At 73.4% G+C, this 12530-nt stretch carries 11 protein-coding genes; all 11 read right to left on the bottom strand.

Features of this window, described 5'->3' with window-relative positions; genetic code table 11:
- Nucleotides 1-13 precede the first annotated feature (13 nt).
- From BLU82_RS15385 to BLU82_RS15435, 11 genes are read right to left on the bottom strand one after another with little or no spacing between them, the layout of a single operon-like run.
- Nucleotides 14-796 (bottom strand): IclR family transcriptional regulator, encoded by a 783-nt coding sequence (locus BLU82_RS15385; protein WP_092621981.1) that lies wholly within the window; start codon nucleotides 794-796, stop codon nucleotides 14-16.
- Nucleotides 793-1773: a succinylglutamate desuccinylase/aspartoacylase family protein gene (locus tag BLU82_RS15390; protein WP_092621983.1), complete on the bottom strand. Its 981-nt coding sequence runs from the start codon at nucleotides 1771-1773 to the stop codon at nucleotides 793-795. The genes BLU82_RS15385 and BLU82_RS15390 overlap by 4 nt, the downstream gene beginning before the upstream one ends.
- Nucleotides 1770-2855 (bottom strand): pyridoxal-phosphate dependent enzyme, encoded by a 1086-nt coding sequence (locus BLU82_RS15395; RefSeq protein WP_157741008.1) that lies wholly within the window; start codon nucleotides 2853-2855, stop codon nucleotides 1770-1772. Before BLU82_RS15395 ends, BLU82_RS15390 begins: the two co-directional genes overlap by 4 nt.
- Nucleotides 2852-3877, bottom strand: coding sequence for an ABC transporter ATP-binding protein (locus BLU82_RS15400; protein WP_092621987.1), 1026 nt, complete (start codon nucleotides 3875-3877; stop codon nucleotides 2852-2854). The genes BLU82_RS15395 and BLU82_RS15400 overlap by 4 nt, the downstream gene beginning before the upstream one ends.
- Entirely contained in the window at nucleotides 3874-4866 is a 993-nt protein-coding gene (locus BLU82_RS15405; RefSeq protein ID WP_092621989.1) for an ABC transporter ATP-binding protein, read from the bottom strand. The genes BLU82_RS15400 and BLU82_RS15405 overlap by 4 nt, the downstream gene beginning before the upstream one ends.
- Nucleotides 4863-5762, bottom strand: a complete 900-nt coding sequence (locus BLU82_RS15410; RefSeq protein ID WP_092621991.1) for an ABC transporter permease — start codon at nucleotides 5760-5762, stop codon at nucleotides 4863-4865. Before BLU82_RS15410 ends, BLU82_RS15405 begins: the two co-directional genes overlap by 4 nt.
- Nucleotides 5759-6730, bottom strand: a complete 972-nt coding sequence (locus BLU82_RS15415) for an ABC transporter permease (protein ID WP_092621993.1) — start codon at nucleotides 6728-6730, stop codon at nucleotides 5759-5761. Before BLU82_RS15415 ends, BLU82_RS15410 begins: the two co-directional genes overlap by 4 nt.
- A 1-nt stretch (nucleotide 6731) precedes the next feature.
- Nucleotides 6732-8363, bottom strand: coding sequence for an ABC transporter substrate-binding protein (locus tag BLU82_RS15420; protein ID WP_092621995.1), 1632 nt, complete (start codon nucleotides 8361-8363; stop codon nucleotides 6732-6734).
- Between the two features lie 32 nt (nucleotides 8364-8395).
- On the bottom strand, nucleotides 8396-10384 hold the full coding sequence (locus BLU82_RS15425; RefSeq protein WP_092621997.1) for an exo-alpha-sialidase: 1989 nt from the start codon (nucleotides 10382-10384) through the stop codon (nucleotides 8396-8398).
- Nucleotides 10381-11541 (bottom strand): sialidase family protein, encoded by a 1161-nt coding sequence (locus BLU82_RS15430; protein ID WP_092621999.1) that lies wholly within the window; start codon nucleotides 11539-11541, stop codon nucleotides 10381-10383. The genes BLU82_RS15425 and BLU82_RS15430 overlap by 4 nt, the downstream gene beginning before the upstream one ends.
- Complete coding sequence (locus BLU82_RS15435; RefSeq protein WP_092622001.1) at nucleotides 11541-12464, bottom strand: dihydrodipicolinate synthase family protein; 924 nt, start codon at nucleotides 12462-12464, stop codon at nucleotides 11541-11543. The genes BLU82_RS15430 and BLU82_RS15435 overlap by 1 nt, the downstream gene beginning before the upstream one ends.
- Between the last annotated feature and the right edge of the window lie 66 nt (nucleotides 12465-12530).

Consider the following 12530-nt stretch of genomic DNA (forward strand, 5'->3'; position numbering starts at 1 on the left):
CCGTGTCCCTTCCCTAGGGCGTGTCTGCCTCGTCCGGCTCGGACTGGTCCCGCGGCCGGGTGGAGAGCGCCGAGAACTCGCGCGCCGCCTCCGTGAGCGCCTCGGCGACCAGCGGGACGTCGTCCATGCTGAGGCGGGACAGCGGCGCGGACAGGCTCATCGAGATCGGCAGCCGCAGGCCGTGCACCGGCACGGCCACGCAGCGGCTGTCCGGCTCGCCCTCGCGATCGTTGATGGCGTAGCCGCGCTCCCGGATCCGGGCCAGTTCGCGCAGGTAGTCCTCCGGATCGGTGATGGTGTGCTCGGTGTAGCGCGGCATGCCCTCGCGCTCCAGCAGGGCGCGCACCTCGCCGTCCGGGCGCCAGGCGGTGAACACCTTGCCGAACGCCGAGGCGTGGATCGGGTACCGCATGTTCGGCCGCTGCACCGTCCGGGTGGCCCGCTGGCTCTCGACGATCGCCAGGTAGTAGACGCCGCCGCGGTCGAACATGCCCAGGCTGACGGTCTCACCGAACTCGTCGCGGAGTTTCTCCAGGTACGGGCGGACCCGCTGGGTGAGGACGTCGAGCCGCTCGGAGTTCAGCGCCAGCCCGACGAGGAAGCGGCCGTCCTCGCCGCGCTCGACGTAGCCGCGCGCCTCGAGCGCGGTGAGGTAGCGGAACGCCGAGCTCTTCGGCAGCTTGGTGGCCTTGGTGACGTCGACCAGCGTCAGCCCGTCGGGCCGTTGCTGCACCAGGTCGAGGATGTCGCAGACGCGCTCGACAGCGCGGATCGGGTAGGAGGAGTCGTTGGTCATCTGAGTGCTCCAGACGGGACGAGCGCGTCGGACGGCAGTCCGAGCTGTGCCGGTCGGGCGGCGGCGATGCCGGCGACCGGGGTTCCGGGATGGACGTGCGCGGCACGTCGCAGGGTGACGACGTGACCGGACGCGGCGGCGTGCACGTGCTCGAGCACCTGCGCGCGAGTGTCGACGACCGTCCCGACCAGCTGGCCGGCCTCGACCCGGTCCATCAGTGCGACCTCCGCGTGGAACATCCCGCCGACGGCGACCTGAGAGAACATGTCGACGTCACCGTCGCCGTGCACCCATACCGGCACCGTAGCGCCCGGAGAGGTCTCATCGGGGAGCATCGCGAGATCGGCCAGTACCCGCCGCACACCGGACACGTACGCGTCGAGGTACCGCTCGTCGAGCACACCGCCCACCGGCGACTCCGCGTAGATCGCCGGGATGCCGAGCTCCTGGGCCACCGTCAGCGTGCGCCCGGGGCCCAGCGCGCCGTGCGTCCACACCACCGGCGCGCCGAACGCCAGCGCCAGCCGCACCGCGCGGTCCGCAGCGTCCGACCCGTCGTCGAGGCAGCCCGCGAAGAGCGGCATGTCCGTGTCGGGGCTGGACGTGTGCAGGTCGACCAGCACATCGGCGGTGCGCAGCAACTCCTCGGTCACCAGGTGCGCCAGCCGTTCCGTGGCCGACCCGCCGGCCCGCCCGGGGAACACCCGGGCCAGGTTGAGTCCGTCGCCGGGGCCCACCCGGGTGTCCGCCTCGTACGCCGCCTCGTGCGTGACGGGGACGACGCGCAACCGGCCGGCGCGCAGCGGCAGCGGCAGCCGGGTCAGCCGGGCCGCGGCCAGGATGCCGCCGACCTCGTTGCCGTGCACGCCGCCGAGGATCACGACGGCCGGCCCGGGTGCGCCGCTGTCCAGCTCGTGGACGTCGATCCCCGCTCCGCCCGGGCCCGTCAGCCGGTGCTCCCGCCACGCCGCGGTCATCGCGTCCGCCCGAGTAGCGCGTCGAGCCGGGCGGGAACGTCGCCGGCCGAGATCACCGGCGTGTCGTCGGCGGGGGCCATCCGCCGCAGCGCGTCGCGGTCCTTGTAGCCGGCGCCTGTGAGCACGATCGCCACCCGGTCGTCGCGCCGCAGCCGCCCGGCGCGGGCGTCGGCGAACAGCCCTGCCAGCGCGGTGGCACCGGCCGGCTCGACCAGCAGGCCGCACCGGGCCAGCTCCTCCTGCGCCTGCCAGATCGCCTCGTCACCGACCTCGACGGCGTGCCCGCCGGACTCGCGCACCGCGCCGACAGCGCCGTCGGTGTCGTAGAGCGCCGCCATCTGCAGTCCCGACACCGTCGTCCGCACCGTCCCGGCGATGCCGCCGGGGAAGCCGTCGAGGGCGCGGCGCAGCGCCGCGGACCCGGACGGCTGGACGCCGACCAGACGCGGGACGCGGCCGAGGTCGCGGTAGCCGCGGTGCACGCCGGTGAGCAGGCCGCCGCCGCCGACCGGCAGGTACAGCGCCGTCAGCTCCGGCGCCTGCTCGGCCAGCTCGAAGGCGATCGTCGACACCCCCTGCATGGCCTCGGGCGCGTAGTGGAACGCGGTCAGCATCGGTGCGAACCCGCGCTGCTCCGCCTGCTCGGCGATGGCGTCGGCGACGGCGCGGGTGGACGCGGCGTCGTGCCCGACGCCGGCCACGCGGTGCACCGTCGCGCCCATGACCAGGATCTCCCGCAGCTTCACCGGCGCGGTGTCCGTGAGCGTGAAGAGGATGGCCCGCGACCCGGCCGCCGCGGCGTAGGCGGCGGCCGCCGCGCCGCCGTTCCCCGAGGACGTCCCGACCGTCCCGGCCAGGCCGCGCTCGTTCACCAGCGAGTACGCGACCGATGCGATGCGCGCCTTGAACGAGCCGGTCGGATTGCGGTCCTCCGCCTTCGCCAGCACCGACGCCACGCCGAGCCGGCGGCCGAGCGCCTCGGTGAGGTCCAGCACCGGAGTGCCGCCCTCGCCCAGGGTGACGATGCTCTTGGGCGCGACGGCCGGCAGACGGTCCGCGTAGCGCCACATTCCCTCGGTCACGTCGCCGTCCTCCCGGCCGGTCCGCTGGTCAGCTCCGCCTCGGCGGCGAAGTGGCAGGCCGTGCCCGCACCGCCGGGCGTCCGGATCTCCAGCACCGGCCGCTCCGCCCGGCACCGGTCCTCGGCCTTCCAGCACCTGGTGTGGAACGGGCAGCCGGCCGGCGGGTCGGCCGGGCTCGGCAGGTCGCCGCTGAGCAGGATCCGGCGGTCGAGGTCGCGCAGCCGCGGGTCAGGCACCGGCACGGCGGACAGCAGCGCCTGGGTGTACGGGTGCGCCGGCCGGGTGAAGACGGTGCCGGCCTCGCCGTACTCGACGATGTGCCCGAGGTACATCACCGCCACCCGGTGCGCGAGGTGCTGGACCACGGCCAGGTCGTGCGCGATGAACAGGTACGCCACCCCGAGCTGACGCTGCAGCCGCGCCAGCAGGTTGATCACCTGGGCCTGGATCGACACGTCCAGCGCGGACACCGGCTCGTCCAGGATGAGCAGCCGCGGCTCCAGCGCCAGTGCGCGGGCGATGCCGACCCGCTGCCGCTGCCCGCCGGAGAACTCGTGCGGGTAGCGGTTGACGGAGTCGGCACCCAGGCCGACCAGCTCGAGCAGCTCGACGACCCGGGCCCGGCGCGACCGGCGGTCGCCCACCCCGTGGATCTCCAGCGGCTCGGCCAGGATGTCGCCGACCGGCATGCGGGCCGGCAGCGAGGCGAACGGGTCCTGGAAGACGAACTGGATGTCGCGGCGGACGGCACGCAGCTCGCGCGCCTTCATCGCGGCGAGGTCGCGGCCGTCGAACCGGACGGTGCCGGCCGTGGGCGGGTGGAACCGCATGATCGTCTTGCCCACGGTCGACTTGCCGCAGCCGGACTCGCCGACCAGGGCCAGCGTCTCGCCCCTCCCGATCTCGAACGACACGCCGTCGACCGCGCGGACGGTGGCGACCTGGCGCTGCAGGACCCCGCCGCGCACGGGGAAGTGCTTCACCAGCCCGTCGACCGCCAGCAGCGGATCGTTGCCGCTCATGCCACCTCCTCCGCCGCCAGCTCGCTGTGGAAGTGGCAGGCGCTGACGTGGCCGGCGGCGACCTCCGTCAGTGCCGGCTGGAACCCGCACTCCGCCCGTCCGCCGGACAGCTCGCAGCGCACCCGGAAGGCGCACCCGTCCGGCAGCCGGCGCGGGTCCGGCGGCTGCCCGCCGATGGCGGGCAGCTCGTCGCGCCGCTCCCCCAGCCGGGGCAGGCTGCGGAGCAGGCCCCGGGTGTACGGGTGCCGGGGACGATGGAAGATCGAGTCGACGTCGGCGGTCTCGACCACCCGGCCGGCGTACATGACCACCACCCGCTCGGTCATCTCGGCGATCACGCCGAGATCGTGCGTGATCATCACCAGCGCGGCGTCGTGCTCGCGCTGGACCCGCCGGAGCAGGTCCAGGATCTGCGCCTGGATGGTGACGTCCAGCGCCGTCGTCGGCTCGTCGGCGATGATCAGCCGGGGACGGTTCGCCATGGCCATCGCGATCATCGCCCGCTGGCGCATGCCGCCGGAGAACTGGTGCGGATACTGCCGCGCCCGCTCCTTCGGCGAGGGGATGCCGACCTCGGCGAGCAGCTCGGCCACCCGCGTGGCCGCCGCCCGCCGCGAGATCGGCGCGTGCCGGCGCAGGCTCTCGGCGATCTGCTCGCCGATGGTCATCACCGGGTTGAGCGCCGTCATCGGGTCCTGGAAGACCAGCCCGATGTCGCGGCCCCGGATCTGCTCGAGCTCGCGCTCGCGCAGCGCGAGCAGGTCGCGCCCGGCGAACCGGGCGGTCCCCGACACCACCCGGCCGGACGACGGCAGCAGGCCCAGCACGGACGCGACGGTCACGCTCTTGCCGGAGCCGGACTCCCCCACCACCCCGACGGTCTCGCCGGGCATGACCTGGTAGCCGGCGCCGTTGACGGCCGGGACGGTGCCGCCCTCCACCCGGAACTCGGTGACGAGGTTCTCGATCGACAGCAGCGGCTCGGTCATCGGGCCGCCCTCGGGTCGGCGGCGTCGCGCAGGCCGTCGCCGACGAAGTTCACGGCGAGGACGGTGAGCGCGATGGCGATGCCCGGCGGCAGCCAGAGCCACGGCATCGACTCCAGGATGGTCAGCGACTGTGCCTCGTTGAGCATGTTCCCCCAGCTCGCGGTCGGCGGCGGAACGCCGAGGCCGATGAACGACAGCGCCGCTTCCAGCAGGATGGCCTGCGCCACCTCCAGCGTCGCGACCACCGTGAGCGGCGCGACGACGGCGGGCACGACGTGCTTGCGCAGCACCCGCGCCGGTCCGGCGCCCAGCCCGGAGACCGCCTGGATGGAGTCCTGCTCGCGCAGCGACAGCGTCAGGCCGCGGACGATCCGGAACGCGACCGGCCAGTGGAACAGGCCGATGCCCAGGATCAGCGCCGTGACGCTGGGTCCGACGAAGGCCACCACGACGATGACGATGATCAGCGTCGGGAACGACAGGACGACGTCGGTGATGCGACTGAGCACGGCGTCGACCCAGCCGCGGAAGTACCCGGCGACCGCGCCCAGCACCAGCCCGATGGTCGTCGTCAGGGCGGCCACGCTCAGCCCGACCAGCAGCGACACCCGGCCACCGGCGACCAGCCGGGCCAGCACGTCGCGTCCGGCCGAGTCGGTGCCGAGCAGGTGCCCGTCACCGGGCCCCTGCCGGATCGCCGTCGGGTCCACCGCGTTCGGGTCGTCCAGGAAGAACGGCAGCACGATGGCGGCCAGGCCGAACAGGACCAGCACCACCAGCCCGGCCACCGCCACCTTGTGCCTCCGGAACCGCCGGACGGCCAGCTGTCCAGGCGACAGCGAGCCCTGCCCCTCCGGCGGCCCGGCCGACGTCGTCATGGTGTCCAGTGCGGTCATGCGCGTGCTCCAGACAGTCGGATGCGTGGATCGATGATCGCGTAGGCGATGTCGGCGATCAGGTTGCACAGCAGCACCAGCACCGCGACCGCCATCACGAACCCGAGCAGGATCGGGTAGTCGCGGGCGCGCACGGCGTCCAGCGCCATGCGGCCCATCCCCGGCCAGGCGAAGATCTGCTCGATGATCACGGCGCCCGCGAACAGCGTCGGGATCTGCACCGCGACGACGGTGACCAGCGGGATCAGCGCGTTGTGCAACGCGTGCCGGCCGATCACCCGCCGTCGCGCCAGGCCCTTGGAACGGGCCGTCGTCAGGTAGTCCTGGCCGAGGACCTCCAGCATCGCCGCCCGTGCGTAGCGCACGTACGGCCCGGCCAGCGCGAGCCCGAGGATCGCGGCCGGCAGCACCAGGTGCCGGACGGAGTCGGCGAACCCGCCGCCGCCGGCGCTGTTGATGCCGGCGGTCGGCAGCCAGCCCAGCTTCAGGCCGAACACGTAGATCCCGATGAGCGCGACGAAGAAGCTCGGGATCGAGATGGCGATGAGGCTGAGCACCGTCGCGCCGTAGTCGACGGCGGTGTTGCGCCGCATCGCCGCGAGAATGCCGACCGGGATGCCCACCAGCAGCGCGATGACCAGCCCGGTCCCCATCAGCCGGGCCGTCGGCCCGAACCGCTCCAGCATGATCTCGGTCACCGGCCGCTGGGTGCTGTAGGAGAAGCCGAGGTTGCCCTGGACGAACTCCCCGATCCAGCGGATGTACTGCACGAACAGGGACTGGTCCAGGCCCAGCTCCTCGCGCCGCTGCTGGACGGCCGCCGCCCGGTCGCCGCTGAAGCTGAAGGGATCGACCATCATCTCCGCCGGGTCCCCCGGCATCAGCTGCAACAGCACGAACAGCAGCACGCTGATGCCGGCGAGGACCACGACGGAGATCGCCAGGCGGCGGACGATGAAGGCGAGCACGTCAGCTGCTCACGGTCCAGTCGGCCGCGTTCCAGAAGGCGTCGACCACCGACGGGTTCAGCTCGAACCCCTGCAGCCGGTCGCTCGTGGCCGCGAGCGTGTTCGGCACGTAGAGCACGAAGATCGGCACCTCCTCGTTCACGATCTTCTGCGCCTGCGCGTAGATGGACTCGCGCTCGGCCTGGTCGGTGGTGGCGATGCCCTGCTGGAGCAGCGCGTCCAGCTCCTCGTTGCAGTACGCGGAGATGTTCGCGCCGCCGACCTGGGCGCACATCAGCCGGGCGTTCATCGACGCCGGGTCGATGGTGAACAGACCGTAGCCGGAGATGAGCAGGTCGAAATCGCGGTTGCCGATCGACTCGGACAGCTGTGCGGCCTCGTATGGCTGCACCTGGGCGTTGATGCCGACCTCCTGCAGCTGGGCGGCGACGATCGTCATCGTGGTGTCGCGGTCGCGCTGCCCGGGGACGATCTCGAGGCGGACCTGCGTCGCCGGGTCCCAGCCGGCCTCGGCCAGCAGCTCGCGCGCCTTGTCCGGGTCGTACCCGTAGTGCGTGAGGTCGTCGGGCATCGCCCACTCCGGCCCGTGCACCAGCGTGTCGACGACCTTGCCCTCACCGGCCAGCACCTCCTCGACCAGCGCCTCGCGGTCGATGGCGTACATGATCGCCTGGCGGACGCGGGGGTCGGCGAGCTTGCCGGAGTCCATGGCGGTGTGCAGCGCCAGCACGCCGGGGCCGTCGGCGCGGTGCAGCGTGACGCCGTCGAGTCCCTCGATCCGGGCAACGTCGGGCGCCGCCACCTGGGCGTAGTCGATCTCGCCGGTCTCCAGCTGGGCCGTCGCGACATCCGTGGTCACGTACTGCGTGAAGACGCGGTCCAGGCCCAGCTCGTCGCGGTACTCCGGGTTGGCCGCGAACTCGACCTGGTCGTCGGTGACCCAGCGCTGGAACACGTACGGCCCGAGGCCCACGGTGGGCTCGCGGAAGAACGGGTTGTCCGCGAGGCCCTCCAGCGGCAGCTCGCCGACCACGTGCTGCGGCAGGATGAACAGGATCGGCTGCACCAGTTCGTCCAGCAGCGCCACGTTCGGCGCGTCGAGCTGGATCACGAAGGTGTGCTCGTCCGGCGCCTGGAAGCCGGCGACGGCGTCGGCCGTGCCGTCGGCCAGCGCGGCGGCGCCGTTGACGGTGCTGAACTTGCCCGCGTAGGCGCTGCCGGTGGCCGGGTTGGCGTACACGTTGTAGGTGAACAGCACGTCCTCGGAGGTGAACGGCTCGCCGTCACTCCACAGCACGTCGTCGCGCAGGTGGAAGGTCCAGGTCGTGCCGTCTGGCGAGACCTCCCAGCTCTCGGCCAGGCGCGGGCCGTACTCGCCGTCGGCGGTCGCCGACACCAGCGAGTCCCAGTGCAGCTGCTCCATCAGGTGGTCCGGGCCGATCGACGCGAGCAGCGGACTGAACCCGCGCGGCGCCTGGTAGAGCTGGACCGTCACCTCGCGGTCGCCGGCGGGCGCGCCGGACTCACCGCCGGTCGAACCGGTGTCCTCGTCGGGACCGGAGCAGGCGGCCGCCGCCAGCAGGGCCAGGCCGGCCAGTGCTGCGGCGACCGACCGATTACGTCGTCCAATCACGGTAGTGCCCCTCCAATGTCGAGCCGGGCGCCTCAACGGCGCCGGCTGGCGAACTCCACGTTGACGTCAGCGCGCGCGTCGGCCAGCACGAAGCTGTACGACGTGGTCGTGTGCGGCTGATGGATCTTCAGGTAGCGGTCGGTCACCGCGAGGCCGTCGAACCGGTGCACCACCCGGCCGTCCTCCACGCGGGAGCTGAACGACCAGCCGGTGATCTCGGTGTAGGTCTCGTTGTCCGGGCTGCTGTACAGCCGGTAGTCCGCGCCGGTGAGCCGGGTCGCGGCATCCCGGTCGCGCAGTTCGACGGCGCTGATGCCGTGGGCGGCCGGGATGCGCACGTCCAGGCCGAGCGAGCGGGCCCGGTAGTCCAGCGCCAGTGACGCCGGCGCGCAGGCCCGGTCCCAGCCGTAGACGTGCCGGGTCTGCGGCGCGGTGTCCAGTTCGGCGAAGCCGACCCGCCACGGCCGGCTCGGCGGCGGCCCGCTCAGTCGCAGCACCGATCCGTGGCCGACCCCGGCCGCGGCCAGGGTGTCCGACCGGTCCAGGATCCGGCCGTCCAGGGTCAGCCGGAGGCCGGGGCCGGCGCAGGACAGCAGGCCGGCGTCCGCGTCGATCACCTCACCGACGGTGGTCGTCGCCGGGTGGTTGAGCTTGCGGCTGGCGAACGGCCAGGCCCACTGGTCGCGGTCCGCTCGGTCGACGAAGAACGTGGGTGACGTCTGCGCCGTCGCGGCCGCGGCGTCGGCCTGTGCCTGGCAGGTCGCGGCGTCCGAGGCGTCCTCGACGACGTTGGCGACGACCTTCGACGGCTGCCCGGGCAGGAAGACCTGGAACAGCACCAGCAGCCGGTCGTCGTCCAGACGCAGGAAGTCGGGCTCGCCGGTGGCGGCGCCCAGGTTCGCCGCACCGGACGGGTCGCGCAGCCGCACCTTGCCGGTCCACGTCACGCCGCCGTCGAAGGAGACGTGCAGGGCGGCCTGGCCGATCCGGGTGCCCGCGGCGTCGAGCTCGCGGTGACCCATGATCAGCTTGGCCTGGCCCTCGGCCAACCGGTCGGTGCACGGCGCGTACGTCAGCGACAGCGCCTCCGCCTGCTGGCCGGTGGCCACCGGGTCCGTCCAGGTCGCGCCGGCGTCGGCGGAGTAGGACAGGTACACCTGCGCCCGGTTCGGCCCGACCCCGGTGGCGTAGCGGATCACCGCGACGATGCGGCCGTCCGGCAGCTCGTGCAGGGCCAGCTCGTTCGCGCCGCTGGTGTACTTGGCGCTGTGGAACGGCGGGAACTGCGGCGGGTTGTTGGGGTCGTAGGCGATGGTCCGGTAGTCGGACCAGGTCTGACCGCCGTCGAACGAGCGCAGCACGCCGGAGCGCCAGCGCATCGGGTCGGTCTCCCAGCCGTCGACCAGCTCGAGCGCGCCCCAGATCGGCAGCAGCAGGGTGCCGTCCTCCAGCTCGAGGATCCGGCCGCCGCCGACGTGCGCCTCGCGGATCGGGATCGGCAGCTCGACCGGCTCGTCGCGCCCGGTCCAGGTCTGCCCGCTGTCGGTGGACCGGGCCACGAACAGCACCGACTCGCGGTTGTTGTAGTTCGTGTGGTTCACCGCGTCGTTGTACGGCAGCAGGATGGTGCCGTCGGACAGCGTGGCCATGCCGCGGGTGGCCGCGATGCTGCCGCGGTCGCCGAAGAGCCTCGGCTCGGCCACGACCTCCGACGGTCCCCACGTCCGGCCCTCGTCGGCAGACCTGATCATCCGCAGCTGACCGCCCGGGTGCGCGTCGCCGGAGGTGTTGAACGCGGCCAGCAGGTCGCCGTTGGGCGCGCGGGTGAGCGCCGGACGCTGGGCCGGCAGCGTCGCCTCGCCGGGGAAGGTCTCCGGGCCGGTCACGTTCCAGGCGTCGACGACGCGCAGCGCCGGGTCGGGCGCCTCGGCGGCGCCGGCGGCGATCGGAGCGGGCGCGACGCCGACGAGCGCGAGCGCCACGCCGGTCGCCAGAGCGAGGAGAGCGGGCGAACGCGTCATCGGGTTCCTCCCGGGTTCAGGGTGTTCCAGGCCAGGAACCGGCCTCGGCCGGGTGCGTAGCTGTAGAAGACGGTGAGCACGGAGCCGTCGGCGAGGTCGGCCATCGCCGGGTAGCCGCACTGGTACTCCGCGGTGTGCTGGTAGCCGTGCGGGTCGCGCAGCGGCAGCGGCGCGGACCAGGAACCGCCGCCGTCCTGACTGACCCGCACCTCCACGCCCGGCGGCGTCGGACCGCCCTCGGGCGCGAACCGGCGGGTGGCCAGCAGGATCGAGCCGTCCGCCGCGCGGTGCAGCAGCGGCGACATGCCGGCGAAGCCGATCAGCTCCGGCGTCGTCCAGGTGGCGCCGTCGTCGGCCGACTCCGAGCGGAACAGCTGCATGGTCTCGTCGCCCTCGACGCCCTGCTGGCGCAGCACGGCCAGCATCCGGCCGTCGCCGGTGGGGACGACCGTGGTCTCGGTGAACCCGTCGATCGGGCTGTGCGGGCGGAAGTCGGGGTCGGCCGTGCGTGCGACGTCCGGGTTCCCGTCGTCGCCGAGACCGCCCTCGGCCGGCGTCGCGTACGCGCCGGCCAGCCGGGCGTCCGGGTCGTAGCCGATGGTCGGGCCGACGGACCAGGCGTGGCCGCCGTCGGCGGACTCCAGCAGCGCCGACCGCCACCGCTCGTCGGCGCTGCGCTGACCCCAGACGGGCCAGAGCAGCCGGCCGCCGGGCAGCTCGATCAGCCGTCCGTAGACGCACGGCCCGTGGAAGCCGAGGTCGATCGGCGCGCCGCCGGTCCAGGTCCGGCCGCCGTCGGCCGAGCGCAGCAGGTGCAGGCTGATGACCCGGCCGCCCACGCCCGCGCCCGGCGTCCAGCGCACGCCGTTGTACGGCAGCAGGACGGTGCCGTCGCTCAGGGTCGTCATGCCGACGGCGTTGAGCACGGCGTCGAGGCCGCCGACCGGCTCCGCGACGGTGTGCGGCGCCGACCAGCTGCGGCCGCCGTCACCGGACCGGACGACGCCGACGGTGCCGCCCGGCCAGCCGTCGGGCACCGTGGAGTAGCTCGCCAGCAGCTCGTCGCCGGCCCAGGTGAGGCCCGGGAACATGGCCGGCACGGCGTCGACGACCACACCGCTCCCGGTGACCGCCCAGGCGGTGGTCAGCGTCGTCATCAATTCGTCCGCGACTGCTGGACGATGTCCGTCACCGCGGCCACGAACACGGCGTCGGGCTGCGTGAACGGCGCCGTCGTGCCGGGCGCCGGCAGGTCCAGGACGACCGCGGCGGCCACCTTGATCGCGGCGATCGCCCGGGCCGAGAACCCGGCGCCGTCCAGCGGCACGTCGAGGATGTCCAGCAGCCGCTGGTACGTGCGCTGGGCCTCGGCGGCGCGGGACGGGTCACCCGAGCGCGCGGCGTCGAACACCGCGACCGCGGACCCGGGCAGGATGTTCGCCAGCCCCGGCACGATGCCGTCGAAGCCGAGGTACGCCGCCAGGTCGAGGGTGATCTCCGACCCGAGGTAGGTGGCGAAGCCGTCGACGTGCTCGGTGGCCGCGCACAGCTGCCGGCCCGCCGTCAGGTTGCCCGACGAGTCCTTCAGGCCGCGCAGCACGCCCTCCTCGGCGAGTTCGCGCACGAGCGGCACCGGCAGCTTGCGCGGCGCCCGCGCCGGCACGTCGTAGGCCAGCACCGGAATGCCGATGGCCGCGGCGATCGTGCGGAAGTGCTCGGCCATCTCGGCGTCGCTGGTGTCGAAGAACAGCGGCGGCAGCACCAGTGCGGCGTCGGCGCCGTCGGCTTCGGCCTCCCGCGCGGCCGTCACGGCGTCGGCGGTGCCGAGCCCGGCGACCCCGGCCCAGACCGGCACCCGGCCGGCCGCCGTCTCGACCACGACGCGCAGCACGGCGGACCGCTCGGCCGGGGCCAGGTTGCCCAGCTCCCCGGTCGAGCCGTTGACCAGCAGGCCGCGGACGCCCGCCGCGATCTGGTGCTCGACCAGGGCCTTGGTGGCGGCGCGGTCCGGTGCGCCGTCCTCGGTGCGGAACACCACCAGCGGAGTCACGACGCCGGTCGGTAGGGCACGGTCGGTCATGTATCTCTCCACACGAAGATTCGGTCGGACGGGGACACTTCAGGTCTTGCGAAACCGACACCTGCG

Origin of the sequence: Jiangella sp. DSM 45060, assembly GCF_900105175.1 — a bacterium.
In the GTDB taxonomy this organism is placed as follows: Bacteria; Actinomycetota; Actinomycetes; order Jiangellales; family Jiangellaceae; genus Jiangella.

What these genes read in the sequence shown, in the direction of transcription:
- BLU82_RS15385 (WP_092621981.1), bottom strand. Translation starts at nt 796, where the DNA reads ATGACCAACGACTCCTCCTACCCGATCCGCGCTGTCGAGCGCGTCTGC.
- BLU82_RS15390 (WP_092621983.1), bottom strand. Translation starts at nt 1,773, where the DNA reads ATGACCGCGGCGTGGCGGGAGCACCGGCTGACGGGCCCGGGCGGAGCG.
- BLU82_RS15400 (WP_092621987.1), bottom strand. Translation starts at nt 3,877, where the DNA reads ATGAGCGGCAACGATCCGCTGCTGGCGGTCGACGGGCTGGTGAAGCAC.
- BLU82_RS15405 (WP_092621989.1), bottom strand. Translation starts at nt 4,866, where the DNA reads ATGACCGAGCCGCTGCTGTCGATCGAGAACCTCGTCACCGAGTTCCGG.
- BLU82_RS15410 (WP_092621991.1), bottom strand. Translation starts at nt 5,762, where the DNA reads ATGACCGCACTGGACACCATGACGACGTCGGCCGGGCCGCCGGAGGGG.
- BLU82_RS15425 (WP_092621997.1), bottom strand. Translation starts at nt 10,384, where the DNA reads ATGACGCGTTCGCCCGCTCTCCTCGCTCTGGCGACCGGCGTGGCGCTC.
- BLU82_RS15430 (WP_092621999.1), bottom strand. Translation starts at nt 11,541, where the DNA reads ATGACGACGCTGACCACCGCCTGGGCGGTCACCGGGAGCGGTGTGGTC.
- BLU82_RS15435 (WP_092622001.1), bottom strand. Translation starts at nt 12,464, where the DNA reads ATGACCGACCGTGCCCTACCGACCGGCGTCGTGACTCCGCTGGTGGTG.